The organism is Lentilactobacillus sp. SPB1-3 (assembly GCF_026913205.2).
Classification (GTDB): Bacteria; Bacillota; Bacilli; order Lactobacillales; family Lactobacillaceae; genus Lentilactobacillus; species Lentilactobacillus terminaliae.
On sequence record NZ_CP168151.1, the window covers coordinates 1,113,103 to 1,139,609 of the forward strand.

Here is a 26,507-nt window from a genome sequence, read left to right on the forward strand (position 1 = left end):
CATTTTTGAGGCCTCACATTCGTTAAAAAAGATAAATCTACAACTACCAACAAAGAAAAGGCTTACATGGATGAAATTGAATTATAAATTCACTTATAAACCACATTATCGCTACCTAAAATATCGACTAATTTTTCCTTTATTGTATCATCACTTGGCAACCACAGTTTCGATTCTAACTTAGTTACTTTTTCAGTTTTGGCATCGTACACCACAACTGGTGACGTGTTGGCTTGGTTAGCCAACTCTTTAATAATTGCAAATACCGCGCGCTTATCTACTCCGTCATTTAAACGTAGGTACCATATTTTGGGTTGTTTGCGCTGAAATGATGATAGTGCATTAGACGCTGGAACGACGCTGTTGGCAATTAGTTCCAGTGCGTCTCGTTCTTCAACGTTACCGTTGATCAATAAGACTAAATCCTTTTTTAGCCAAGACTGAATCTGACTGAACAACTGCGGGAAAACAGTGACAGACAAATCTCCAACCGTGTCATTACCTGATATAAACGCCATCTGCTTGCCGGTTTTGGTTCTAATCGTCTTAACCCTAGTGACATATAGCAAGACAGAAACATTTTTCATAGACTTCGTCAGATCAGCTATAGAAGTTATAGTCACAAATTGATTTAACTTCTGAAATCTTTCTGTTGGATGGCCTGAAAGATATGCGCCCAGCAACTCGTTTTCCTTAGTTAACTTAGTAGTTAGTGGTAAATCATCTAAATGTGGCATCTTGGGTTCTAGTGCCTTAAATAAACTAAGCGAATTTCCTGAAAGATTAATAGAATCAATAAACTCTGGAGCCGCAGCAATTAACTCCGCACGATTATTAGCGAACTCATCAAAACATCCAGAATAGATCAACGCTTCTATACTATCTATCTTTCTGAATTTTTCATCGATACGGCTAATGAAATTTTGAAACGATGTGAACTTTCCGTTGACTTGCCGTTCATCCATAATAGCTCTAACAAAATCACTACGGATACCTTTGATACTACTTAATCCAAACCTGATTTGTTGATCAGTGATCACAAAGTTTCCCTGACTATCATTGATGCTAGGCGGTAATATTGTGATTTGCCGTTTTTTAGCATCAGCTATATATTGTTTGACCTTCACATCATTATTTTGAACAGATCTTAACAAGGCAGCGAAAAATTCTCCAGGGTAATGAACCTTCAAGTAGGCTAATTCCATTGCCATCTTACTATAGGCGAATGCATGTGACTTGTTGAATCCATAGTTCGCAAATTTCTCGATGTACTCAAATGTTCTATTGGCCACAGATTCGGAATATCCTCGCTGTTTGGCACCATCAATGAAGGTAACCTTCATTTTTTCCATCTCAGCGATTTTTTTCTTACTCATAGCTCGTCGTAAGATGTCGGCCTGACCTAGTGAAAATCCTGCCAATGTACTAGCAACCAACATAACCTGCTCTTGATAAACAATGACCCCATACGTTGGCATCAAGATGTTTTTCAAAGAATCATCAATATAATCAATAGGTTGTTGAGAATGCTTGCGGTTGACCACCTCATCAATATTATCCATTGGACCAGGACGGTACAAAGCATTAACTAAAGCAACGTCTTCAAATGAAGTTGGAGCGATTTTTCTCAATACATTACGAATTCCATTGGATTCAAATTGAAAGATTCCGGTGGTATCTGCATCAGCGAATAACTTGATGGTATCCGAATCATCTAATGGTATTTGTGAAGGATCGATCTTGACTCCTGAATTATCGCTAACCAAATCAAGAATGTCAGCTAAAATTGATAGATTTCTTAATCCCAGAAAATCCATCTTTAATAAACCGGAAGTTTCTACATATTCCTTGGGATACTGAGACATCAATAAACCTTCATTACCATCCTGCAACGGAACATGGTTTACCAACGGATCATCACTTAAAACTACCCCAGCTGCATGAGTTGAATAATGTCTTGGCAAACCTTCCAATTGGCTTGCGACTTTAAATAGTTCAGCGTTGATTGATGAATCGCTAATCAAATTTTGCAATCGTTGAGAATTAGTTTGCGCATCCCTTAACGAAATGTGTAACGCATTGGGAATTGCCTGACTCCACTGATTCTGTTGGGTCACTGACAAGCCAAACGTCCTTCCAACATCTCTAATTGCTTGTTTCGCAGCCAAAGTCCCAAATGTTATGATTTGGCCGACCCGCTCATGACCATACTTATTACCGACATATTGAATTACCTCATCCCGCTTAGTATCCGGAATATCCAAGTCAATATCTGGCATTTGTGCCCGCTCAGGGTTTAAAAATCGTTCAAACAATAAGTCATATCGAATTGGGTCAACATCCGTAATTCTTAGTACATAAGCGACTAGAGAACCAGCAGCCGATCCTCTTCCGGGTCCGGTAATAATATTGGTTCGATGAGCAAAATTGATAACATCTTCAACGATTAAAAAGTAATCATCAAACCCCATCGAATGAATGACTTCTAATTCATGTTGTAAACGAGCGTAGTATGGTCTTGAATCCTCAATTTTGTCAGAATCGATTCTGTCTTGTAAACCTTGTTCACAAATCATTTTAAGATAGTCTTGTGAAGATTGATTATTAGGGGTGACAAATTTAGGTAGCTTTGCATCCTGCACATCAATCGTGACATTAGCATTATTTACTAATTGCTCAAGTTCCTGTAGAGAACTCTGCAAATTCTTTTGGATAAATTGTTGTTCAACTTCTTCAGCAGGTCTTAGGAAATACTCACCACGCTTGCGACTTGCTTCAAAAACATTTTCAATTTTAGTGCCATCATCGATTGTATTTAAAACTCGACTCAAAAATAAATCTTCTGGTTTTAAATAGTCGACTTTAACATCAGCAATCATTTTGATGCCATTGTCTGCAGCCAATTTGCTCAAAGTGTCAACCACCGTTGTCGATTGGTGAAAATCAACTCCCAGCTTGATGTCATTGGCATTAACACCCATATCCCTGAAACTGGCAATCAATTTCGAAACTTGTTGTTGCTGACCTTGAACTATCAGATCACTGACTTCACCTAAAGCGGGCAATACAATGACCACACCAGATAACATATCAACTAACTGAGAGGCATTGGCATCTTCAGTTGTGTTTGCTAGCGTTGAAATCCGCAATAGATTTTGATACCCTTCATTATTAACTGCCACCAGACTTAAAGGATAAGTCTGCTCTGTTAAGATCACTCCTGGCATTTCGAGCGTCAAGCCAATGATTGGTTTCAATCCATTTTGTAAACATAAGTTATAAAAAGATGGAACAGCATACATAACATTCAAATCACTGATACCCAAACTTTGATAACCAAGATTCTTGGCCTGGGTAATTAGGTCAGTAAGTCGAATCGGACTTTTTAACAAGCTAAATGCTGTTTTAATTCGAATTGGGACAAAACTCAAAGGTGACGCCTCCTTTATATTAGTTATAATTATAACAGAGGATTAATTTGCATCCCCATAGAATCTATTTATTTTCTTAGTTAATTGTGCTATTATACTTTTGATAGCGAGGTGGGCATGATGTCAAAACTTATTATTAGCAACATTGTAGCAATTTTTTGGGCGTTCATCTTCGGTGAAGTAATTGGATATATTGCTTCTGCCCTTGAATTAATGCCATATAGTAGCCTAGAAATCGGAATTACCGCAGCAATCACTGTATTTATTGCTGTTAACGGAATTTACCTGATCAGCAAGGTTTCCGAATCCTAATAACAAAAAGAGTGAGTCGATTGCGACTCACTCTTTTTTTATGCATTTTTAGTAACTTTAAAAGTTAGATTATCATTATCTAAATCAATTAGTACAGAACTGTCTGGGGCAATCTCATCACCAATAATCATTTTAGCAATTGGTGTCTCAACCCGACTAGTAACAAATCTTTGCATTGGTCGAGCCCCATATTGAGGATCATAACCGTTATCTGCGATCCACTGCTTAGCAGCATCAGAAATCTTCAATGTAATTAATTGAGCACGCGTCCTTTCAGATAAGTGATCAATAATCTTTTGAACAATTTGCTTAATGTTGTCTTTGGTCAACGGAGCAAATGTAATTACGTCATCAATTCGATTTAGAAATTCTGGTTTGAAACTTGCTTGGAGCAAAGTATTAACTTGTTCTTTAGCCTGTTCACTAACTTTACCGTCCTCGTCAGTTCCAGACAGAAGAATATCAGATCCTAAATTAGAAGTCATAATCAAAATAGTGTTTTTAAAGTTAATGGTTCTACCTTGACTATCAGTCAATCGGCCATCATCTAAGACCTGAAGTAAGATATTAAAGACATCGGGATGAGCTTTTTCAATTTCATCAAATAAAACAATCGTATATGGATTTCTTCTAACTGCTTCAGTTAGCTGCCCACCTTCTTCGTAACCTACATAACCAGGGGCTGCACCAACCAATCTTGAAACTGACTCTTTTTCCATATATTCAGACATATCGATTCGGACCATGTGATCTTCGGAATCAAACAAGTCTTCTGCCAATGCCTTTGCCAATTCCGTCTTACCGACACCAGTTGGTCCAAGAAATAGGAATGAACCTAATGGCTTAGATGGATCAGACAATCCGGCCCGAGAACGCAAAACTGCATCTGAGACAGCCGTAACGGCTTCGTCTTGACCAATGACTCGCTGATGCAAGTTATCGGCTAATTTCAGTAATTTTTGCCTCTCACCTTCAACCAATTTATTGACTGGAATACCAGTTTGCCGACTTACTACACCCGCAATCTCTTCGCTTGTAACAGATTCAGAAACCAGCCAATCATCGTGCTGATCATTGCTTTCCAATTCATTGATTTCTTTTTCTAGATCCGGAATCGTTCCGTGTTGTAAAACAGCTGCTTCATTTAAATCGTAATTATTTTCAGCATTGATCAAATCATTTTTGGCCTGATCTAATTTCCGTTTCACATCACTAAGGTGTTGAATAGACTTCTTTTCAGAACCCCATCTGGCGTTTAGTTCATTGACTCGTTCTTTGATTGACGCTAAATCTTTTTGAACATTGGCCAATCGTTTCTTAGAAGCGTCATCAGTTTCCTGCTTCAAGGCTGCTTCTTCGACCTCTAAACGAATCAATTGCCGATTAGCAGAATCTAATTCAGCCGGTTGCGAGTTCATCTCAACCCTAATCTCAGCCGATGCCTCATCGACCAAATCAATTGCTTTATCAGGCAAATTACGATCAGTAATATAACGATCAGATAGTTGGGCCGCTGCAACTAAAGCATTATCATGAATTTTAACGCCATGATGAATTTCTAAACTTTCTCTCAGCCCTCGTAAGATTGTAATTGTGTCTAAGACGGTTGGTTCTTCAACCAGTACCCGTTGGAATCTTCGTTCAAGCGCTTTGTCTTTTTCCATGTACTGACGGTATTCATCTATTGTAGTTGCACCAATTAGATGTAACTCTCCCCGAGCCAGCATTGGCTTTAAGATATTACCCGCATCCATACTACCTTCAGCTTTACCTGCGCCAACAATGTTATGAATTTCATCAATGAACATAATGATTTGACCGTCAGACTTACGAACTTCCTTCAACACAGCTTGGAGCCGTTCTTCAAACTCGCCACGGTACTTGGCACCGGCAATCAATGACCCCATATCTAGCTGGTAAATGGTCTTATCTTTAAGATTTTCAGGAACATCATTAGACGCAATTCGTTTGGCTAGTCCTTCAACCACTGCAGTTTTCCCTACACCAGGAGCACCGATCAGCACTGGATTGTTTTTCGTCTTTCTTGAAAGAATAGTGATTACTTCAAGAATCTCTTTATCTCGTCCTACGATTGGACCTAGTTTATTTTCTCTAGCAGCTTTTACTAAGTCAGTACCATATTTCTCAAGAGATTGGTAAGAATCTTCTTGGTTTTTGTTAACTACCTTTTGTCCGCCACGAATTTTATCAACGACATTTTGAACTTTTTGTTCAGTAATATCTTGATTAGCAAGGTAATCCTTAAACTTGTCACCATGAATACGCATTAACGCAATCGTTAAAGTATCCACTGCGATATATTTGTCATCAAGCTTATTTTTTACTTGTTCAGCATCTTGTAATAATTCATACAGATTTGAAGACATTGATTGACCATAAGAGACATTCGCCCCTTCTACGACAGCAATCGCGTCAATTTCGTCATCAAGTTCTTTTTCAACAGCGTTGATGTCTAAACCCAATTCAGAATAAATCTGGCGAGCAAGTTCTCCTGGTTGAACTAATGCTTTAAATAAATGTGCAACACTAATATTTTGTTGTTTTCTAGTAACTGCAATTTGTTGAGCAGATGATATCGCAGTTGCCACTGCTTCAGTTAAATTATCTGGATTCATTTTATTATCACCTTTTTTACTGTAATTAAAAAAGTTTGAAATAACTTTGTATTCCAAACTTGATTGCATATATTCTAACAAATTATCTGTTGTTTGACCAATCCTGACGTTTATTTTTTTGCGTAAAGTTTGGAAATTTCAATAATAACATCGACAGCTCGTTCCATAGTTTTAATTGAGACATATTCAAACCGACCGTGCATATTTTCACCACCGGCGAAGATGTTAGGGGTTGGTAATCCCATGTAAGAGATTTTAGAACCATCTGTACCACCACGAACCGGAAAGACGTTTGGCTTAACACCAACATTTTCCATTGCTTGCTCAGCAATCTTCACAACTTCAGGATTCTTAGCAACAATTTCTCCCATGTTGTAGTATTGATCTTTTAGTTCTACCTTGATTCGATCAACGCCGAAGTCATGATTCATTTCATCGGCAATACCGGCAAATAAACGTTTTCTAGCTTCGAATCGATCACGATCATGATCTCTGATAATATAGCTCATTTCAGCATGGTCAACTGTCCCTTGAAAATCGTCAACGTGGAAAAATCCTTGCCGATCAGATGTTTTTTCAGGACGATCATATACTGGTAATTGGCTATGAAAATCCATGGCGACTTGAATAGCGTTGACCATAATTCCCTTAGCTTCGGCTGGATGCACATCAGTACCAGTAACTGTTACTTTAGCGGCTGCCGCGTTGAAAGTTTCATAGTTAAGATCGCCTAATGGGCCACCATCAACAGTATAAGCAACGTCAGCACCAAAATCATCAACATCAAAATGATCTGCACCAGTCCCAATTTCCTCATCAGGGCCAAATGCCACCTTAATAGTTCCGTGTTTTTCTTCTGGATTATTTTGAAAATAAGTAAGCATAGAAATAATTTCTGCCACACCCGACTTATCATCTGCTCCTAACAAAGTTGAGCCATCGGTTGTGATCAAAGTGTCTCCTTCATATTTCTTTAAACTGGGAAATACTTTAGGGTTAAGTTGATATTGTCCCGCTTGGTCTAAATTGATTACTGAATGGCCGTCATAATTCTCGTGAATTTGTGGCTCAATATTAACTGAATTAAATGCCGCCGTATCAACATGTGAAATAAAGCCAATTGCTGGAACTTTATCCGAGACATTGGCTGGGAGAGTTGCAAAGACATACCCACTTTGTTGATTAATATGAACATCGGTCAAATTTAAATCTTCTAGCATCTTCTTTAATTTGTTAATGAACTCAACCTGATTTTCAGAAGAAGGAATGGTAGTAGAGTCAGGATTTGACCGCGTATTTTCCTTCACAAAATTCAAAAAATTAGGAATTAATTCTGTATATTTTGCCATAATGATTCCTCCAATATTATCTAAATGTAAATGGATCAGTATTTAGTTGCGAGGCACTAATTTGAATGTCCCAGTTCAATTCACGTTTCCAATTATTAAATAATTCAACCAACTTTGGTTTACAAATACTTTCGATATGATGACCTGGATCGATAACCGGCATATCTGCAGCGAGCATATCATGACCAGTATGGTAATAAACATCACCAGTAACGTAAACATCAGCGCCCATCTTTTGAGCAAGTTGATAAAATTTACCACCATCCCCACCAAGCACTGCGACTTTTTTAACTTGCCGTTGCTCATTGTTAGCAATCACTCTTAATCCAGCCACTTGATATTTATCCTTAACCATTTGAGTAAAATCAGCGAGTGTCATTTCGGATTCGAGTTCACCCACTCTACCCATTGTGTATTGATGAAATTTATCTTCTACCTTGATCAGACTGTAAAAGGGCTTTTGTAGTGGATGGACATCGTTAAGAGCTTTAATAACTTGGTCTACTTTACTTTTGAACACTTCGAATTCAAGTCTGACATTACCTCTTTCGGTTGGTTCACCAACATTTCCCAAATCCGGATCAGAAAATGATTTAGGTACGTAATAGGCAGTTCCGTCAACTTCGTAAGTATAACCAGTATATTCGCTGTTATTAACTTCGGCGCCAGAATCAACTAGTGACATTCTCACGGCCGCCGAATAAACCTTGGGCACTTGAACGGTTAGTCGATAAACAGGATCGATATAACCTGGCACCATACCAGATAAATTCTTAAGGCCTAATTTTTCGGCTAGCCAATCATTCATTCCATTATCTGCAAAATCCAAATTGGTATGGGCTGAATACACTGTAATATTATTTTGAATCAACTTAGCGTACATTGCATTTTGTGGATCAGATAAATCCAAATTTTTAGCTGGCCGAAACATCATTGGATGATGTGAAAAAATAAAATCAACTCCGTTCTCAATTGCTTCGTCAACAACTTGAGGGCGAACATCTAGTGTAACCATTAATTTTGAAGTTTCAGCATCCAATGAACCTAATTGCAATCCGACTGGATCTTTTTCCATCGCCAAATACTTAGGAGCAAACTTTTCGAAACGGTCGATAACTTGCTTAACTTTCACTGTTAAGGATCTCCTTTATCATTTCAATTTCGTTTGTGAACTGACTAACTTTTGTTTGATCAGCGTGATGTGACTGAACAATATTGTCTAAGATGCCCTGCTTTTGGGTTAATTCCCGTTGCCACTTTTTAATGAACGTTTGATTTTGTTCAATTCTCAATTTCGGTCCAAAGAATAAATCTTCAGCAGCATATTGAGGAACTTGGCCGATTTGTTGGCCAACAATGATTTCGTAGATATGACCATCTTCTTCTAAGATGTCTTCAGCAGTAATGGTGTAACCATTGTCCATCAGCCACCGCCTAACATTTTCTTCACCAACGTTTGGTTGTAAAATAAGGGTTTCTTCACCGGTCAAACGCTCTTTATCGGATTCAAGAATATGGGTAATTAAAGCTCCCCCCATTCCGGCAATGGTGATGTGGTCAACATTATCTCCTGGTTCAATGGCTGCTAAACCATCAGCTAACCTTGGCTGCAACATTTCGTTCAAACCGGCTTTAGCAATCTCATGCTTGGCATTATCAAGTGGTCCTTCACGAACCTCTCCGACTACTCCATACTTAATAATACCGTTTAAAGCTAAATTAATCGGTAAATATGCATGATCTGAACCAATATCTGCTAATCGACTGTTAGGTTTTACGTATTTTCCCACCGTTGCAAGGCGGACTGATAAATGTGTACTATTCATTATTAACTCCTCAATGTGCTTGGTAATTCAATTATAATTTATCCACATACAAAAAAACAGGGACAGCTCAACATTTAGTTAAGCTGTCCCTGTTTTTATTTTTACTCTAAGAAATCTTTAAGTTGTTTACTACGTGAAGGATGGCGTAATTTACGTAACGCCTTAGCTTCGATTTGACGAATTCGTTCACGGGTAACACCAAACACTTTACCAACTTCTTCAAGGGTTCTTGTCCGACCATCATCAAGACCGAATCTCAAACGAAGAACGTTTTCTTCACGATCTGTCAAAGTATCCAAGACACCTTCAAGTTGTTCTTTTAACAATTCATATGCAGCATGATCAGCTGGGGATGTAGCATCTTGATCTTCAATGAAGTCACCAAGATGAGAATCATCCTCTTCACCAATTGGTGTTTCCAATGAAACTGGTTCTTGAGCAATCTTCAAGATTTCTCTAACCTTTTCAGTTGGCATAACCATTTCTGCACCAATTTCAAATGGTAATGGTTCACGACCAAGATCTTGCAAGAATAATCTTTGAATTCTGATTAACTTGTTGATAGTTTCAACCATGTGAACCGGAATCCGGATAGTTCTGGCTTGGTCAGCAATGGCACGAGTAATCGCCTGTCTGATCCACCAGGTTGCATAAGTTGAGAACTTGAATCCTTTGCGATAATCAAACTTCTCAACGGCCTTCATCAAGCCCATGTTACCTTCTTGAATCAAATCAAGGAATTGCATTCCACGACCAACGTAACGCTTAGCGATGGAAACAACCAAACGTAAGTTAGCTTCAGCAAGTTCTTGCTTAGCTTCTTCATCACCATCTTCAATTCGTTTAGCCAAATTGATTTCTTCATCCGCGCTTAATAATGAAACTCGACCAATTTCCTTAAGGTACATTCTAACTGGATCATTAATTTTAACTCCAGTAGGAGCAGAAACATCAGAAAGTTCCTTCTTAGTTACTTTCTTAGCGGCCCCAATAGCCCGTGGATCTGGATCGCCGTTTTCATCAACAACACTGATTCCGTTATCTTCAACATTTTCCAATAACTCTTCAATGCCCTTTTCATCAAGTGCATATTGTTCAATGATTTTTTCGCTTAATTCATCATAAGTAACATGGCCAATTGGCTTATCATGTTTGATGATCTCGTTAAGTTCTGTTTGGTAAGGTAATTTCTTTTCAGCGGTTTTTGCGCTTTTCTTTGTTTCATCTTTTTTTGCCATTCAAAGTGCCTCCCAGTATGCTAAACATGTTTACCAGCCTGTTTTTTTTGTTCCAATTGAACAATCTCAATTGTTAATTGTCGTTGCCTTTGTACGTCCCCAATCGTCACAGCTTCCTGTAATTCTTGACGTTTACTTGCGATTTTATCAATAACTGGCGCACGATTTATAATCAAGTTTACATAATCGTCGATTTCACTATCAGTAGATTCACCAGCTAAATCTAGTGAATCGATTTCCACTAATAACGATTGCAAAGCATTTTCAGTAATGAAGCTACTCATTGTGGCCACATTATACTCGTCGAACTTAGTGAAATAACCTTCCGACAAAAGATACAGCATTTGAAACTCTTCGTCAACAAATGCGAAATTTTCAATTCCCTGAACTTTCAGCCAAATGTCATGATCGTGCAACATCCGATTAAGTAACCTAGCTTCTGCAAATTGAACCAGATTCCATTTCTGACTAACTTGTGCAGGCTGATTTATCGGTGCAACCGCCACATTAGGTTGATAAGAACTATCATTGTGCGATTGCTGCCGTTGATTAGAAGCGGCTAAAGTTTCTAACCGACTACTAAGTAATTCCTTTGAAACATTAAATTCACTAGCAACTTTATTTAGATACAAGTCACGAGTGATTGGAGATGACTCCTTAGCAATTACGGTTAATGCTTCAGAAATATAATTACCAGAATCAACCTCCGACTCTAAATTATACTGCTTTTTTAGATAATTGAGTTCAAAATCGATTGGTGAAGCTGCATGTTTTACCAACTCCATAAATTGATCAGTTCCTCGTTGCCTGATAAATTCATCCGGATCCAAATTGTCAGGAACCGTCACGATTTTTACGGCGACTTTAGAGTTATTAGCAAAACTGTCGATTGCTCGCTTGATTGCTTTTTGACCGGGTGTATCCCCATCATAAGAAATCACGACTTCGTTGGTAATACGAGAAATGTCGTACACTTGCTCATCAGTTAAGCTAGTACCCATTGAAGCGATTCCCGAATGGATTCCGGCCTGATCAGCTGAAATAACATCCATGAAACCTTCAAGTAAGATTGCTGGATCATTTTTTCGAATACTTAGTCTAGCTGAATCGAGGTTAAATAACACCTTACGCTTATTAAAAATTTCTGTTTCCGGACTATTTAAATACTTAGGTAAGTCCGGTTGCTTATTAAGCAGTCTTCCAGAAAACGCCACAGTTTTACCATTCTCGTTTCTGATGGGAAACATCACCCGATCGACAAACCGATCATACAAATCACCACTGTCATTTTCTGAGAACAATCCTGATTTTCTAAGTAACTGAAAATCAGTTTTCTTTTCATCAAAGAATGGCTTTAATAATCGTTGACCTGGAGCGAATCCCAAATGATACTTCTCAATGGTGTCATCGGTTAAGCCGCGCTTCTTCAAATAATCTAAAGCAGGTCGGCCTAACTCAGTATTAACTAGAATATGATGGTACAAAGTTACTGCTTGTTCGTGGATATCCATTAATTGAAATGCAACTGAGTTTTCACGTTTTGCTTGCTGATTACCATCACTAGCATATTTTTCATCTAAATGAATATTTTGAAGGTCAGCAACCTTACGTACAGCCTCTGGAAACGTTAAATTTTCGAGTTCCATCAAAAATTTAAATACGTTACCACCACGACCACAGCTAAAGCAATGAAAAATTTGTTTGTCTTCGGATACCGAAAAAGATGGGGTCCGTTCCTCATGAAAAGGACACAGGCCAAACAGATTTTTCCCAGATTGAGTAAGTTGAACATACTGTGACACAACGTCAACAATATTAACTTGTGAACGAACTTGCTCGATCACTTCTTCAGGGATCATTGCCATTTACCTCGCCTCCCATCTTTAAAGCTCTCTAATCCATGAAGAAGTCGCACTTAAAAAGTGCGACTTCCTCTTAGCGACACATATTAGATGTTACCATACTAATACACGTTCCACAATCAAAATGACTTAGCCTTTAACCACTAATTCATCCAGATTTCCGACGTGCATAATCAAGTTAGCAATGATCGTTAATTGTTTCAAACGATTATTCTTGACTGCTTCATCTTTAGCCATGATCATTGTCTCATCAAAGTAATTGTTAATGTCTTCTCTTAATGATGCTAATCGTTCGAAAGCATCGTTGGCACTAACTGCCATAAAGTCGTTGGCAATGTTGTTGACCGCAGCATTTAACTTAGTTTCTGAATCATTTTCAAATAATGTATTATCAACTGTTAGATCACTAGTATCGAAATCACCCTTTTGAGAAATTCTCAATACTCGAGTTAAAGCCTCAACACTCTCTTTGAAATGATCATCATCAGAATGCTCTGTAAGCACCTTACCACTCTCAATGTTAAACAAAATGTTAGTTGCTGAACCACTGGTAACTGCAGCACTGATATCATATCTAGTTCCCAAATCGTTAAGGTATTGACGAATACGATCCTTAAAGAAATCAGTGATGGTTGCCACTTGAGCATCCATATCTAATTTTGGAGCAACATTCTTATCACCCATTAACTTAATGACTTCGTGAAGTGTTGCTTCTAAATCAAAGTTCCATTGCTTATCGGCAACGATTCTAACGATTCCTGAAGCCTGACGACGAAGCGCATAAGGATCATTTGATCCGCTAGGAATCATACCAGCAGCAAAGAAGGTAATGATTGAGTCAAGTTTGTCAGCGATGGCTAACACTGAGCCAACTTCACTTTCAGGTAGATCTGAACTAGCAGAAATTGGCATATAGTGTTCACGAATGGCGGCTGCCACTTCAGCATCCTCACCGTTTAGCAAGGCATATTTTTCACCCATAATACCTTGAAGTTCGGCAAATTCGCCAACCATGCCAGTTACCAAGTCAAACTTGTAGATTTCACTAGCGCGCTTAAGATGTTCTAATTGACTAGATGTTAAACCTAACTTTTGACCATAGTAGTCAGCAATGACAGCAACTCGTTGCATCTTTTCATACATAGTAGAAATCTTGTCATGGAAGCTAACCGTCTTCAAACGATCTACGAATTGGTCGATGGTTTGTTTTTGATCTTCTTCATAGAAGAACATCGCATCTTCTAGTCTGGCAGTAAGAACCTTTTCATTACCTGCAGACACATTTTGAATATCCTTGTCATTTCCATTTCTAACAGAAACAAAGTATGGCAATAATTTGTCATCGTCACCTGTGACATAGAAGAAACGTTGATGATCTCTCATTGATGTAATCAATACTTCATCAGGAATCGCTAAGTATTTTTTATCGAAGTTACCAAAGAAAGCGGTTGGCCACTCAACTAAGTTGTTAACTTCTTCCAATAGATCTTCATCAATATTAATTGTCCACTTGTTATCAGAAGCAATTTTGGCAATTTGCTTACGAATTAAAGCTTTTCGACGATCTGCATCTGCGATAACAAATTGAGCAGTTAATTGTTCTTCATAATCGTCACAATTGTCAAGTTCAATCGCTTCACCTAAGAATCTGTGACCACGAGTAACTCGATCAGACGTTACGTCTAGAATCGACATTGGGATCACTTTATCATTGAGTAATGCAACTAACCATTTAATTGGTCGAACGAACTCAAATGAGTATTCGCCCCACTTCATCATTGTAGGGAAAGTCATTGCCATAATGACGTCTTTTAAACCAGCCAAAATTTCTTCAACTGTCTTACCGGCAATGTGCTTTTCAACATAAACGTATTCAACACCCTTCAATTCTTTAAAGGTAATGTCATCTACGCTGGCACCTTGACCCTTAGTAAAACCGATAGCAGCTTTAGTCCAGTTACCTTCAGCATCCAAAGCGATTTTTTTAGCAGGTCCCTTAACAGTTTCATCAATGTCAGGTTGTTTATCACTTAAACCATTGATTTTTAAAGCCAATCTTCTAGGAGTACTAAAAGTTTGCATTTCTGCGAATTCGATTCGTTGTTCCTTTAGATAATCTTTGGCGCGTTTTGCCAACTGATTAATACTAGGAGTCACAACGTGAGCTGGCATTTCTTCCAAACCAACTTCTAATAAGAAATTCTTAGCCATTATTTTTCCTCCTCATCTTTTAATAAAGCTTGGCGTTTCTTTTCATCTTTAATTAGAGGGAAACCAAGTTTTCGTCGTTCTTCAACAAATTCTTTGGCAACCATCCGCGCCATATTACGAATGCGTGATAAGAATCCGGCTCTTTCAGTAACTGAAACGGCTCCACGGGCATCCAACAAATTAAATGTGTGACTACATTTTAGAATATAGTCATAAGCTGGATGAACAAGGTTCATATCTAATAGTCGGTGAGCTTCTTTTTCATATTCATTAAAGAAGTTCATCAACATCTCTTGGTTGCTTTCTTCAAAACTATACTTTGAATGTTCAAATTCAGGTTCTTTGAAGATATCACCATACTTAACGTTGTCAGACCATTCAAGATCAAATACTGAGTTAACATCTTGAATATATGATGATAGTCTTTCCAAACCGTATGTAATTTCAGAAGCAACTGGATTCATTTCTAGACCACCGACGATTTGGAAATAAGTGAATTGAGTGATTTCCATTCCATCGAGCCAAACTTCCCAACCAACACCGGCACAACCCATTGAAGGGTTTTCCCAGTTATCTTCCACAAATCGAATATCATGTTCCAAAGGATCGATACCTAATTCGCGAAGACTGCCAAGATATAGTTCTTGAATGTTTTCAGGAGATGGCTTCATCAAAACTTGAAATTGATGATGTTGGTAAAGACGGTTAGGATTTTCACCATAACGACCATCAGCTGGTCTTCTAGATGGTTCAATGTATGCGGCGTTCCATGGTTCTGGACCAACCGCTCTTAAAAATGTGTAGGGACTCATGGTTCCGGCACCTTTTTCAGTATCGTAAGCCTGCATTAACATACATCCCTGTGCAGACCAATATTGCTGTAATCTTAAAATAATTTGTTGAACAGACAATTTTTCAGTCATACGAGTTCCTCCTAATTTTGGCCACAAAAAAAGTCCCTATGAAAAGTAAACTAAAAACAGCTCACTCAACATAGGGACGATATTATCGCGGTTCCACCCTAATTCTGGTAAATACCAGCACTTAATTTTCGACTACCGAAAGCGCCAAGGGTTTTTAGTCAGCTTACACTATCCTGACCTCGCTGTAAAAACCACGATTATCAATATCTTTCATGTCGAAATATTTAACTAAAAATAATGATAGTTTAACGACAATTAATTGTCAACGCACACTATAGCTTAAAGTTACTTAATTGATCCAAAAACTTCTTGCTCTTGGGCACGTACCCAACACTTCTTGTGTAAATCTGGTCGATTACCTGACGAAGCTTGGACTTGGTATCTGCATTCACATCGATTTTATTTAACTTACGAAAATCAACCACAGAAAATAATCGTAAGTAATAAATCGTTCGCTGATCTAAATGCAGTCGATACTCATCCTGATCCCAATGATTGGAGCATAACAAACCACCCATTGACTCAGAATAGTCAAACGGCAGGTCTTGTCGATGACAAACAACACAATCGACCCAATTGGGTGCGACACCAAATGCCTCTAGTAATTGAATTTCAAAAATATTCGTAATAATACTGGCATCAAATCCGTCATTCATCAAAGCCAAACCAAGTGACAATTTTTCAAACCATTCTGGAATCTGCACACTGTCCGGAAATGCAAAATCGATCAGTGACATGACATAAGTCGCGTAGGCATTGATCTCAATATCATCACTAATTTGTTGATAATGAGAAACAGTATTGCCGGAGTTGAAGTAGGATAACCCTTCCTCTTTAATGACACCATTGAAGGTACCATAAGTAAATGGCAACACTGCAGCCCGATTTTTAAAATTTTGTCGTTTGGCTCCACGCACGATAAACATCTTTTTGCCAAATTGTTTAGTAATAAATTTAGCTAGCATATCGTGTTCACGATATGCTTTTTGATACATTAATATTCCGGTAAAGTCTGTAGCGCCAATATTTGCCACGATCATTTACCTCCATCATGCTAGTAATTATCTTTGCGATAACCGTAAGATTGTAATAGCGATTGTTTATCTCTCCACTTAGGTTGAACTTTAACCCAAAGTTCAAGATACACCTTATTACCCATAAGATTTTCAATATCTTGGCGAGCAAGTGTCCCAATCTTTTTGAGCATTGTCCCACCTTTACCGATAACGATTGCTTTTTGACCATCCCGCTCAACGATAATGGTTGCTTGAATGTTTAGAACATCATTTTCATTTTTGATTCGTTCAACGAACACAGCAGTTGATGTAGGAATCTCTTGACGAGTTAATTGAAAGACTTTTTCTCTAATCAACTCAGAAATAACAAACCGCTCTGGATGATCCGTAATTTGATCTGCTGGATAATACTGAGGTCCATTTGGTAATTCACCAACTAATGAGTCAACCATTTGAGGAACATTGTTGCCTTCCAATGCAGAAATTGGAAAGACTTCTTTAAATGGTAAGGCAGTCTTGTACTGTTCAATTACAGACAACAAGTCATCAGGTGTGATCTGATCAATTTTGTTGATAATCAAATAGATTGGTTGGTCAACTTTTTTAAGTTGATCAATGATGAAGTTATCACCCGCACCACGTCGTTCAGTTGCATTAACCATAAATAAAATGGCATCAACTTCTTTAAGAGTAGAAAGTGCAGAATCCACCATAAAGTTACCCAGTTGATCCTTTGGTTTGTGAACACCAGGTGTATCGATGAATACCACCTGGGCTTCATCGGTGGTATAAACACCCTGAATCTTATTTCTAGTTGTTTGAGCCTTGTCACTCATAATTGCAACCTTTTGTCCAACGACACGGTTTAAAAATGTTGACTTACCAACGTTTGGACGGCCAACAATTGCGACGAATCCTGATTTAAAATTTGGATTATCCATAATTTACCTCACTATTTAATAAATTCGATGATTTTAGGAATGAAAATTAAGCAACCGATGATAACGGCGAAAAATGCAGAAAGCAACACGCCTCCAGCACCAATATCTTTAGCTCGTTTTGCCAATTCATTATACTGACGACCCACAATTAAATCGACAACATTTTCAACAATACTATTCAAAACTTCCGAGCCAATGACAGCAAAAAATGCCGCGAACAGCCACAGCCAGTCGTTTAAGTTAATTTGGAAGATAACTCCCATGATTAACACGACGGCCGCAATAATTAAGTCAAACCGAAAGTTCCGTTCTTCCAGAACCAGCCGACAGATTCCTGAAATTGCATGACCAACCGATTGAAAAAATGACTTATTCTTCTCGATTTGATGCTTATCTCTTGAGACCATACGCATTTAAAATCTCTTTTTGTAATGGAAACATCACGTCGGCATCCGCTTTTTCCATATGGTCATAACCATTTAAGTGTAAGAATCCATGAACTACTAAGAATCCTAGTTCCCTGTCAAAAGAATGTTCGAGATAATCAGCTTGCTCAGCAACTTTATCTACTGAAACGAAGATATCTCCAATGTTTTGTGGAATTTCAGCCATCAAATCATCGTCCAAAATAATGGGAAGGTCTTCATCCGCTTCGTCTTCAATTGCAAAACTGATTACATCAGTTGGTCGATCGACGTTTCGATACTCACGGTTGATTCGTTGAATTTCATCGTTATTAACCAAAGTAACCGACATTTCTGTGTTTTCTGGCAAATGAATATACTCACCAGCAAAATTCAAAACATCACGAATTAACTTTAATTTATCCTCAGAAACTTTATCTGCAGTTTTATCATAAATTTCTAAATCCATTGAATACTCCTATTTGATTACCCAGCGTTATCTTCGTAGGCATTAATAATCTTGGAAACTACCGGATGACGTACAACATCCTTGGAACTAAAGTTAACAAATTCAATTTGATCTATATTAGCTAAAATTTTCTGTGCGGCTACTAAACCACTTCTAGCATTTCTAGGCAAATCAATTTGTGAAATATCACCGTTAACAATCATTTTTGATCCAAAGCCAAGTCGAGTCAAAAACATCTTCATCTGCGAATTAGTGGTGTTTTGGGCTTCATCTAAAATCACAAATGCATTATCTAATGTTCGACCCCGCATATAAGCTAGAGGAGCGATTTCAATAATGCCACGCTCAAGTAAGCGCTCAGTATGTTCCGTCCCTAAAATGGCGTGTAAGGCATCATAAATGGGTCTAAGATAAGGATCAACCTTATCCTTTAAGTCACCGGGTAAGAATCCCAAACTTTCACCTGCCTCGACAGCTGGTCGAGTAAGTACAATGCGGTCAACGATTCCTTTTTTAAGGGCCGAAACCGCCATAACAACTGCCAAGTATGTTTTACCGGTTCCTGCGGGACCAACTCCAAATACAATGTCATGATTTCTAATTGCCTGTACATATTGTCTTTGGCCGAAAGTCTTAACTCGAACAGCATGATTTTTAGCGTCTTTGATCAAGACTTGATCATATAAATCGCTAAAGTACTCTAAAGTACCATTTTCAGCCATATTAAGTGCGCTAACGAAGTCACTTGAATTGATACTAATACCTTTTTCTATCAAACCAAGAATGTTTTTAAGAATCAATAGCGTAGTGTCGACAGCAGCCTCTTCTCCGGATACTTTTAGACTATTGCCAAACACATTAATTGAAACATTCAAACCACTTTCTAGGATAGAAATATACTCATCCTGAGCACCAACAATTGTTAGTAAATTATTTTGTTCTGCAACAATGAATTCTTTAGTTGTTACTTGTTCTTCTGCCAATAATTACGGCTCCCTTTCAATTATTAACTTTGGAGCTGTTCCTTAACGAGTTTATTAATAACATTCCCGTCGGCCTTGCCTTTAACCTTAGGCATAATAGCTCCCATTACTTTACCAAAATCTGCCATTGATTCAGCACCAACTTCAGCAATTGTCTCAGACACGACCTTTGATACTTCGTCTTCTGACATTTGAGCTGGAGCATAAACCTCTGTAAGCTTTAATTTATTTTCTTGATCAGCAACTAAATCATCACGGTTACCCTTTTTAAACTCAGTAATCGACTCATTAATTTGCTTAATTTCTTTAAGGACGATTTGACCAACTTGTTCGTCAGTCAACTCTTGATTATTGTTTGCGACTTCAGCGTTAGTAATCTGCGCCTTCAATCCTCGAATAACTGTTAATTTTTCCTTATCCTTGGCCTTCATAGCCTCTTTTAATTCGGAATTTAATTGCTCTTTGATTGACATTGCATTTCCTCTTTTCAAATTATACCTAAATTTTAACATTAAAAAAGACCGAAGACTAATCAATAGTAGTCTTCGATCCCTCTATGGTTGAAATTAGAAACGACGTTTCTTCTTGTTGTTACGTTTACGTGCCGCCTCAGACTTTAACTTACGCTTAACACTTGGTTTTTCATAAAATTCTCGTTTACGATATTCTTGTAGTGTACCGCTTTTTGAAACTGTACGTTTGAAGCGTCGAAGAGCATCATCAAGAGACTCGTTTTTACGAACGACTGTCTTTGCCATGTGAAATTCCCTCCCTCCGAGCTCAAAGTTTAGTTTTGATATTTAATAATACCAAAACGGTTCGAAAATAATTATACATAATTTATCAAACCTCGTCAATTGTTTCTGAAAAAAAGCCTTTTCATGGTAGAATTTATTTAGTAAATACATTCAAAGGAGTAGCAACCATGACTGCTAAACAAAACATCTATATCATTTCTGACTCAAGTGGTGGAACTGCACAAACTGTTGCCCAAACAGCCGCCTCACAATTTAAAAATCTAACAACTGAAATCAGACGATTCCCTTTTGTACAAACCGAATCAATGTTGACTGGGATACTGAAATTAGCCAAACAAAATCAGGCAATTATCTTTCACACATTGGTCAGCATTGAACTAAGTAACCAGGTTGCAGAATTCTGTCATCAAAACAACATGTACCATTTTGACTGTGTTCAGCAACCAATGAAGATGCTTGCTGAAGCAACTGGAGAAAAGCCTGCCCACGTTCCAGGCCTCATTCATGATTTGAATGAAAATTACTTTGATCGCATTTCAGCAATCGAATTTGCCGTTGAAAACGACGATGGTAAGAACACTAAGGGACTACTACAAGCAGATATCGTCTTGCTAGGGGTTTCTAGAACTTCTAAGACCCCATTGTCCTTATATTTGGCTAATCACAACCTGAGGGTCGCTAATTTACCAATTGGGCCTACCATGCAAATTCCTGAAGAATTAAAACAGGTGGAAACTAAACGGATTTTCGGCTTGATCAACACACCAGAAAAGCTCAGTCGTATTCGAAAACAACGGATGATTTCATATGGGATGGATGCTAACACGCCATATTCAGATCCAGAATACATTAAAAAAGAGCTCGATTTTGCAAAAAAACTTTATCGTAATCTTGGTTGTTTATCAATCAACGTTTCAAACAAGTCTATTGAAGAGACTTCCACAATTATTTTAGAGAGTCTGGACCTAGACGAAACGGATCTAAATCCTGATTAAAATGGTTTGTTTGCCATCATATCTTTAATGATATCAGGATTAAACTTTTGTTCTCGCAACATTTTAACTTCATAACCATGAGGATTGTAACGAATCTTTTTATCGTTCTCATCCTTCAAAACTGGCGTTTCCATAATCTTGGGAACGCTTTTTAGTTGGTCATGATGAGCAATGTAATTTAAGGCATCAAAGCCGATCGTCCCCAAACCAATGATTTCGTGACGGTCTTTGTGACTCCCCATTGGATTTTTAGAGTCGTTCAAATGAACCACTTTTAGTCGATCAATACCGATAATTTTATCAAATTCAGCCAGGACATCATCGAAATCATCTTTGACGTTATAACCAGCATCGTTAGTGTGACAGGTATCAAATGTAACTGACAATTTATCATTGTCTTGAACACGATCAATGATTGCTGCAATTTGTTCAAAAGTAATGCCGACTTCTGTCCCCTTACCCGCCATGGTTTCGATTGCAATTTGAGTGGTTTGATCAGGTTCAATAACTTCATTTAAACCTTTTGCAATATTTTCAATTGCAGCTTCGGGGCCAGCACCTACATGAGCTCCTGGATGCAAAACGATTTGTGAAGCACCAATTGCTTGTGCTCTGCGAATTTCTTCATGTAAGAAATCAATACCGAATTGAAAACTCTCTGGCTTTTGGGTATTGCCTAAATTAATGATGTAGGGAGCATGGACAACAGAAGCGACTAAGCCATTTTCCTGCATGTATTGTTGCCCAGCTTCTCCCATTAATTGATCAATCGGTTTTCGAACTGTGTTTTGAGGGGCACCAGTGTATACCATAAAAACATTTTCTTTTAAATCATGTGCTTGCTTAGCAGAACCTAAAAACATTTCTTTACCATTCATATTGACGTGTGAGCCAATTAAAAAAGTATCTGTATTCATCGATTATCGTCCTCCATTCATAATTAATTTTGCCACTTGATTAGAAGCTTGACCTGTTTCCCAAGAACAAAAGCGTTCATTAAAGTCTGCCAACTGGTGTTCAAAGCCTGGGAATTGACCATATTTGCAAAAATCGCTCAGCTTGTTGAAGAAATCTCCTTCATTGGTTACCAATGGGCCAGATAAATTGTCTGCTTGATAGTCAAAGTAAAATCCGCGTAATTCATCCCGATAATGGTCTAAATCATACGCATAATACAATGTCGGTCTCTTTAAGTTAGCATAGTCAAACATCACCGAAGAGTAATCTGTAATCAGCATGTCAGAGATTAAATATAACTCATTGATATCATCGTCTGCTAACACACTAACCCGGTCCTCATATCCCGTTATGTCAATTTTATCCTTAACAAGGTAATGAGGTCTAATAATTAGTTGCGTATCATCATCAAAACGGTCGAAAAATTTCTTTAAATTAAATGGTAATTCAAAATTATAAACGCCCTTCTGCTGATAATCATCATCACGCCACGTAGGAGCATACAAAATTACTCTATGAGGCTGCTTACCTAGTAATTTTTGTTTGAGTCCCGCAATCTTTGTTTCATTGTTTTCAGTATATAAAACGTCATTTCTTGGATAACCGATATTCAAAAAGTGATTATGAAATCCAAAAGCAGATTTAAAAATATCTTGAGAATATTGGTTAGGCGCAATTAAGACGTCCCAACGATCTGCCTCTTGTTGAAATTCTGCATGATACTTAGTCGTTGTAGTGCCAGGAATCTCAACATTTTCAATGTCTTTGCCCAATTTTTTCAAGGGTGTTCCGTGCCAGGTTTGAATATATCTAGTCCCACGATTTTTATGCCACCACAGTGGAAGACGTGAATTCATGACCCAATATTCCGAGGTGGCCATCAAAACTGCCCATCTAGGAGTAAACCTACGAATCAATTTCATTTCTGGATGTGATTGTGCCAATCGTTGATATTCTGAAGGCTTCACACTGAAATAAGCAGTACCTTTATAAGTTGAATCCAGTTTAACTAATTCTTGATAAATCGCGAATGGATTGTCATTAATATCTCGTCCATTAAAGCTTTCAAACATTACCCGACCTTTTTTTACCGGAATACAAAGAAACCCATCGTTAATAACGATGAGCACTAGTCGAGCAATAAGTTTTATTAGTTGTTTAAATTTATTACCCATTATCTTTGCCTGCCTATATAAGGTCAACAAATCTTGACCGGAATTTGTAATGCAGATGTGATCCTACTAGTAAGAAGAACAAAACAAAACCCCAGAATACCAAGTTTAAAGTTCCTTGTTGCCAGAAATGTCCTTCATTAAACATGGCTTCTCTAAATCCGTTAACCACGTAGAAGAACGGATTTAACTCAAGAACACGAACCATTGGTGCTGGAAAGGCGTTAGTTTGGAAGTTAAACAAGACACCTGATAGGTAGAATAACATTCTCATAACAGATTGAAGTAAGATTTTGTAATCTCTAATCAAAACAGAGATAGTTGAATTAAAGATACCAAATGCGATTAACCAAGCAATCATACAAATGAAGTAGTAAATCCATTCAAACCAAGAAATTGTTGGAAAAACGTTGTTCAAAAAACCAATTAAAATGGTGAAAACCAACATGGTCCAAAAAGTCGTTAAATTGCTGACGATTTTAATTGTTGGCAAGATGCTGACTGGAAATTTCATTTTCGAAACCATACCAACTCGCTCATAAATACTCTTTGACGCATCTAGAGTAACTCGGTTCATGAAGAACCAAGGTGTAATACCGATTACCATCCAAGGTAAATAACCAATCCCATGAGTTGCATTACCATGTTTCAAACCGACACCGAAAACAATCCAATAAATTCCAATTTGAATCAATGGGTATAAATATTCCCACATTAAACCTAAATAATGGCTTTGATACTCTGCTTTATCTTCGTAGCGTGAAATTCTGAAAATGATTCCCAAATTTTCAGCTTGTTCTTTAATTAATGTCCATACTTCTTTCAAAACGAGCTCTCCTTAAATTAAATAATTAAAAGTTTTGTAAGTAATGTTCAATAACTCTATCCGATGCATTACCGTCATTAAAAGTATTCCAGCGTTTGTTAAATTCCTGAAAGTCCGAGGGTTGATCTGCCACAATTGCTGCTGCCAGTTCTTTGACAGTAAGTAGCGGTTTGTCGGGTAGCCAATCTAAGAAATCATTCTGGATTCCGGGATCTTGACGATATCTTTCTAAATCATACATAAAGAAAATAACTGACTTAGCATTTTTTAGCAAGCTAAAATCAAACACCACCGAAGAATAATCGGTGACCAAGGTATCAGTAACGGTCAATAAGTCATTGGTTGAAAACTGATGGTAGAAGCGGATCCGTGGATTTCTAACTTCACGAACTTTATCTTCGCGATCCTGAACTACAGGGTGCAATTTAATGACCACGATGGAATTAGGATCACTAGTAAGTGCATTGCTGACTCCGTTAGGTAATTTAAAATTACCATCCTCACGGTACGTCGGTGCGTATAAGATGACCCGTTTACCTTTTAATTCTGGAGCGGAACGAAAGATTCGGTCTCTGGAAGCCTGAATAGCTTCATCATCAAATAATTCATCCGATCGTGGATAACCCAACAGTTTCATCTGATTGGCTTTAGCATGATAACTTCTTTCGAATACTTGCCCCATGGATTCAGAAGACACTATGTAGTCATCAAATTTATCATACACTGACTCGAATCGTTTCTTATCAGAAGTAGTTCGATCATTTGTTGTTGGATCTTCCCAACCAAACTTTTTAATGGCACCATTTGCATGCCAAAGTTGAACTACCTTCATTTTAGGAGTTTTAACCAAGCCACCTAAAAATGCATAATAGTTATCACAAAAAATTAATCTAGCACTCATGACCTTCGGGATTTTTCCCAAAACAAAGCTCACATTATCTTTAAAAGGTCTGGTAATAATACCGTAAGCAGCTAAATCTGTAGCTGCGGCCTCAGTGTTACTTCGATAATAAACCAAAAGTCGACTATTCTTCGGTTTTTTTGCAGCTAATTTTTTTATGAAATCTACATTATTATCAAAACTCATAAAGTAGACAATGTTTCTCTTTTTTCTAAACAAATTCAGAATCGACATGACCCTAATTAAAAAGAGATAAATCACTTTCAACACACTCACCAATTTCTATTCAGATTCGTTAACCTGAGTATTATAACATACTGCGTTCACGATTTTTTTGCCAACAACAATCGTAGATAATTCTTTAGAATTAGGGCATCGGATCGTAAAAACGACCAACGATTTTAACTGTATCTGATAATGAAGCAAATGCGTGTGGATCAGATTCAAGTAAGGCTTCTTCCAATTCCCCCATCTCATACCTCGAAATGACCGTGAACAGAATCGTTTTTTGGTCATGTTGATATGCTCCTTCAGCATTATGCACGATGGTAATTCCTCGTCGTAAATGATTTTGAACACTATCAATCACTGTGTTAGGCCGTGATGTAATGATCATAACTTGCATTCGCTGTTGTTTAGTATATGTCATGTCCATTACCTTAGCATTCACAATTAAACTCAAAACAGAATAGAACGCGTATGGCCATCCATACATTAAACCGGCAGCTAAAATAATGAATACGTTAAACATAATATTGATTGAACCAATTGAGCGTCCAGTTCGATCACGAATAACGATTCCCAAGATGTCTAATCCACCAGTAGAAATACCATTTTTCAAGGCAAGACCGGTACCAAAACCATTAACTGCCCCACCAAAAATGGCGCAAATAATGGGATCATGCGTTAGTTGAATCGGATGCATCATTTGAATCATTAAACTTGATAAAAACACGGTAAAGATGGTAAAAATCGTAAATTGGTGACTAATTGCCTTCCAAGCTAATAAAAATAGCGGAATGTTAAGTAAGAATAATCCCACACCAGTAGTAATAGTGATTGGTAAAAAACGTTCAGAAACAGTGGTCAATAATTGCGCAAAGCCTGTGATTCCTGAAGAATATATGTGTCCCGGTGTCCAAAAGAAATTAACCGCGATGGAAACTAAAATTGCGTAGATAAAAGAAGTTGATGCTTTGGTGATATAAGCATGTCGCTTAAGCACTTTTGAAACGTCGTCCATTAAATTAGCCATCCCCATTTAAATTTTATTCATATTGATTATATGCTTATTTAT

At 37.7% G+C, this 26,507-nt stretch carries 23 protein-coding genes; 2 read left to right on the forward strand and 21 right to left on the reverse strand.

Annotated elements, in window-relative coordinates:
* Nucleotides 1-89 precede the first annotated feature (89 nt).
* The gene (gene dnaE / locus O0236_RS05595; RefSeq protein ID WP_268913123.1) at nt 90-3,431 is read right to left on the reverse strand and encodes a DNA polymerase III subunit alpha; all 3,342 of its coding nucleotides are present in this window, start codon (nt 3,429-3,431) and stop codon (nt 90-92) included.
* A 120-nt stretch (nt 3,432-3,551) separates the two neighbouring features.
* On the opposite strand from dnaE, the gene O0236_RS05600 reads away from it, so the two are divergent.
* Complete coding sequence (locus O0236_RS05600; RefSeq protein ID WP_268913124.1) at nt 3,552-3,743, forward strand: DUF2929 family protein; 192 nt, start codon at nt 3,552-3,554, stop codon at nt 3,741-3,743.
* A gap of 38 nt (nt 3,744-3,781) precedes the next feature.
* Here the strand turns inward: O0236_RS05600 and clpB are convergent, their stop codons facing one another.
* The 15 genes from clpB to rpsU form a co-directional block, all read right to left on the reverse strand.
* Nucleotides 3,782-6,379, reverse strand: a complete 2,598-nt coding sequence (gene clpB / locus O0236_RS05605) for an ATP-dependent chaperone ClpB (RefSeq protein WP_268913125.1) — start codon at nt 6,377-6,379, stop codon at nt 3,782-3,784.
* A gap of 110 nt (nt 6,380-6,489) precedes the next feature.
* The gene (gene pepT, locus O0236_RS05610) at nt 6,490-7,728 is read right to left on the reverse strand and encodes a peptidase T (protein WP_268913126.1); all 1,239 of its coding nucleotides are present in this window, start codon (nt 7,726-7,728) and stop codon (nt 6,490-6,492) included.
* A gap of 16 nt (nt 7,729-7,744) precedes the next feature.
* Nucleotides 7,745-8,860, reverse strand: coding sequence for a Nif3-like dinuclear metal center hexameric protein (locus tag O0236_RS05615; protein WP_268913127.1), 1,116 nt, complete (start codon nt 8,858-8,860; stop codon nt 7,745-7,747).
* The gene (locus O0236_RS05620) at nt 8,850-9,554 is read right to left on the reverse strand and encodes a tRNA (adenine(22)-N(1))-methyltransferase (RefSeq protein WP_268913128.1); all 705 of its coding nucleotides are present in this window, start codon (nt 9,552-9,554) and stop codon (nt 8,850-8,852) included. The genes O0236_RS05615 and O0236_RS05620 overlap by 11 nt, the downstream gene beginning before the upstream one ends.
* A 101-nt stretch (nt 9,555-9,655) precedes the next feature.
* A complete protein-coding gene (rpoD, locus tag O0236_RS05625; protein ID WP_268913129.1) occupies nt 9,656-10,792 on the reverse strand; it encodes an RNA polymerase sigma factor RpoD in 1,137 nt (378 codons plus the stop codon).
* A gap of 20 nt (nt 10,793-10,812) precedes the next feature.
* Nucleotides 10,813-12,657 (reverse strand): DNA primase, encoded by a 1,845-nt coding sequence (gene dnaG, locus O0236_RS05630; protein ID WP_268913130.1) that lies wholly within the window; start codon nt 12,655-12,657, stop codon nt 10,813-10,815.
* A gap of 126 nt (nt 12,658-12,783) precedes the next feature.
* A complete protein-coding gene (glyS, locus tag O0236_RS05635; protein ID WP_268913131.1) occupies nt 12,784-14,865 on the reverse strand; it encodes a glycine--tRNA ligase subunit beta in 2,082 nt (693 codons plus the stop codon).
* Nucleotides 14,865-15,788: a glycine--tRNA ligase subunit alpha gene (gene glyQ, locus O0236_RS05640; RefSeq protein ID WP_268913132.1), complete on the reverse strand. Its 924-nt coding sequence runs from the start codon at nt 15,786-15,788 to the stop codon at nt 14,865-14,867. The genes glyS and glyQ overlap by 1 nt, the downstream gene beginning before the upstream one ends.
* Nucleotides 15,789-16,060: 272 nt before the next feature.
* A complete protein-coding gene (recO, locus tag O0236_RS05645) occupies nt 16,061-16,828 on the reverse strand; it encodes a DNA repair protein RecO (protein WP_268913134.1) in 768 nt (255 codons plus the stop codon).
* 14 nt (nt 16,829-16,842) lie between these two features.
* Entirely contained in the window at nt 16,843-17,745 is a 903-nt protein-coding gene (gene era / locus O0236_RS05650; RefSeq protein ID WP_125008205.1) for a GTPase Era, read from the reverse strand.
* A gap of 11 nt (nt 17,746-17,756) precedes the next feature.
* On the reverse strand, nt 17,757-18,152 hold the full coding sequence (locus tag O0236_RS05655) for a diacylglycerol kinase family protein (RefSeq protein ID WP_268913309.1): 396 nt from the start codon (nt 18,150-18,152) through the stop codon (nt 17,757-17,759).
* Nucleotides 18,136-18,618: an rRNA maturation RNase YbeY gene (gene ybeY / locus O0236_RS05660; protein WP_268913135.1), complete on the reverse strand. Its 483-nt coding sequence runs from the start codon at nt 18,616-18,618 to the stop codon at nt 18,136-18,138. Before ybeY ends, O0236_RS05655 begins: the two co-directional genes overlap by 17 nt.
* 17 nt (nt 18,619-18,635) lie before the next feature.
* Nucleotides 18,636-19,601, reverse strand: coding sequence for a PhoH family protein (locus O0236_RS05665; RefSeq protein ID WP_268913136.1), 966 nt, complete (start codon nt 19,599-19,601; stop codon nt 18,636-18,638).
* 23 nt (nt 19,602-19,624) lie between these two features.
* The gene (locus tag O0236_RS05670) at nt 19,625-20,074 is read right to left on the reverse strand and encodes a GatB/YqeY domain-containing protein (RefSeq protein WP_268913137.1); all 450 of its coding nucleotides are present in this window, start codon (nt 20,072-20,074) and stop codon (nt 19,625-19,627) included.
* Nucleotides 20,075-20,167: 93 nt separating this feature from the next.
* Nucleotides 20,168-20,359: a 30S ribosomal protein S21 gene (rpsU, locus tag O0236_RS05675; RefSeq protein WP_003553874.1), complete on the reverse strand. Its 192-nt coding sequence runs from the start codon at nt 20,357-20,359 to the stop codon at nt 20,168-20,170.
* Nucleotides 20,360-20,526: 167 nt separating this feature from the next.
* On the opposite strand from rpsU, the gene O0236_RS05680 reads away from it, so the two are divergent.
* Entirely contained in the window at nt 20,527-21,354 is an 828-nt protein-coding gene (locus O0236_RS05680; RefSeq protein WP_268913138.1) for a pyruvate, water dikinase regulatory protein, read from the forward strand.
* On the opposite strand, the gene O0236_RS05685 is transcribed toward O0236_RS05680, so the two are convergent.
* From O0236_RS05685 to O0236_RS05705, 5 genes are all read right to left on the reverse strand, one after another.
* The gene (locus tag O0236_RS05685) at nt 21,351-22,271 is read right to left on the reverse strand and encodes a deoxyribonuclease IV (RefSeq protein ID WP_268913139.1); all 921 of its coding nucleotides are present in this window, start codon (nt 22,269-22,271) and stop codon (nt 21,351-21,353) included. The two genes, O0236_RS05680 and O0236_RS05685, sit on opposite strands and share 4 nt — an antisense overlap.
* A gap of 3 nt (nt 22,272-22,274) precedes the next feature.
* Nucleotides 22,275-23,486 carry a CDP-glycerol glycerophosphotransferase family protein gene (locus O0236_RS05690; protein ID WP_268913140.1) on the reverse strand — a complete coding sequence of 404 codons (1,212 nt, stop codon included), beginning with the start codon at nt 23,484-23,486 and terminating at the stop codon, nt 22,275-22,277.
* Nucleotides 23,487-23,499: 13 nt separating this feature from the next.
* Nucleotides 23,500-24,309, reverse strand: coding sequence for an ABC transporter permease (locus O0236_RS05695; protein WP_268913141.1), 810 nt, complete (start codon nt 24,307-24,309; stop codon nt 23,500-23,502).
* A gap of 25 nt (nt 24,310-24,334) precedes the next feature.
* Nucleotides 24,335-25,444 (reverse strand): CDP-glycerol glycerophosphotransferase family protein, encoded by a 1,110-nt coding sequence (locus tag O0236_RS05700; protein WP_268913310.1) that lies wholly within the window; start codon nt 25,442-25,444, stop codon nt 24,335-24,337.
* A gap of 133 nt (nt 25,445-25,577) precedes the next feature.
* Nucleotides 25,578-26,453, reverse strand: a complete 876-nt coding sequence (locus O0236_RS05705; protein ID WP_268913142.1) for a YitT family protein — start codon at nt 26,451-26,453, stop codon at nt 25,578-25,580.
* Nucleotides 26,454-26,507 lie beyond the last annotated feature (54 nt).

Bases quoted from the DNA above. Each gene is read 5' to 3' on its own strand.
- O0236_RS05600 (WP_268913124.1), top strand. From the start codon at position 3,552: ATGTCAAAACTTATTATTAGCAACATTGTAGCAATTTTTTGGGCGTTC.
- clpB (WP_268913125.1), bottom strand. From the start codon at position 6,379: ATGAATCCAGATAATTTAACTGAAGCAGTGGCAACTGCGATATCATCT.
- pepT (WP_268913126.1), bottom strand. From the start codon at position 7,728: ATGGCAAAATATACAGAATTAATTCCTAATTTTTTGAATTTTGTGAAG.
- O0236_RS05620 (WP_268913128.1), bottom strand. From the start codon at position 9,554: ATGAATAGTACACATTTATCAGTCCGCCTTGCAACGGTGGGAAAATAC.
- rpoD (WP_268913129.1), bottom strand. From the start codon at position 10,792: ATGGCAAAAAAAGATGAAACAAAGAAAAGCGCAAAAACCGCTGAAAAG.
- dnaG (WP_268913130.1), bottom strand. From the start codon at position 12,657: ATGGCAATGATCCCTGAAGAAGTGATCGAGCAAGTTCGTTCACAAGTT.
- glyS (WP_268913131.1), bottom strand. From the start codon at position 14,865: ATGGCTAAGAATTTCTTATTAGAAGTTGGTTTGGAAGAAATGCCAGCT.
- glyQ (WP_268913132.1), bottom strand. From the start codon at position 15,788: ATGACTGAAAAATTGTCTGTTCAACAAATTATTTTAAGATTACAGCAA.
- recO (WP_268913134.1), bottom strand. From the start codon at position 16,828: ATGATCGTGGCAAATATTGGCGCTACAGACTTTACCGGAATATTAATG.
- era (WP_125008205.1), bottom strand. From the start codon at position 17,745: ATGGATAATCCAAATTTTAAATCAGGATTCGTCGCAATTGTTGGCCGT.
- O0236_RS05655 (WP_268913309.1), bottom strand. From the start codon at position 18,152: ATGGTCTCAAGAGATAAGCATCAAATCGAGAAGAATAAGTCATTTTTT.
- ybeY (WP_268913135.1), bottom strand. From the start codon at position 18,618: ATGGATTTAGAAATTTATGATAAAACTGCAGATAAAGTTTCTGAGGAT.
- O0236_RS05670 (WP_268913137.1), bottom strand. From the start codon at position 20,074: ATGTCAATCAAAGAGCAATTAAATTCCGAATTAAAAGAGGCTATGAAG.
- rpsU (WP_003553874.1), bottom strand. From the start codon at position 20,359: ATGGCAAAGACAGTCGTTCGTAAAAACGAGTCTCTTGATGATGCTCTT.
- O0236_RS05680 (WP_268913138.1), top strand. From the start codon at position 20,527: ATGACTGCTAAACAAAACATCTATATCATTTCTGACTCAAGTGGTGGA.
- O0236_RS05685 (WP_268913139.1), bottom strand. From the start codon at position 22,271: ATGAATACAGATACTTTTTTAATTGGCTCACACGTCAATATGAATGGT.
- O0236_RS05690 (WP_268913140.1), bottom strand. From the start codon at position 23,486: ATGGGTAATAAATTTAAACAACTAATAAAACTTATTGCTCGACTAGTG.
- O0236_RS05700 (WP_268913310.1), bottom strand. From the start codon at position 25,444: ATGTCGATTCTGAATTTGTTTAGAAAAAAGAGAAACATTGTCTACTTT.
- O0236_RS05705 (WP_268913142.1), bottom strand. From the start codon at position 26,453: ATGGACGACGTTTCAAAAGTGCTTAAGCGACATGCTTATATCACCAAA.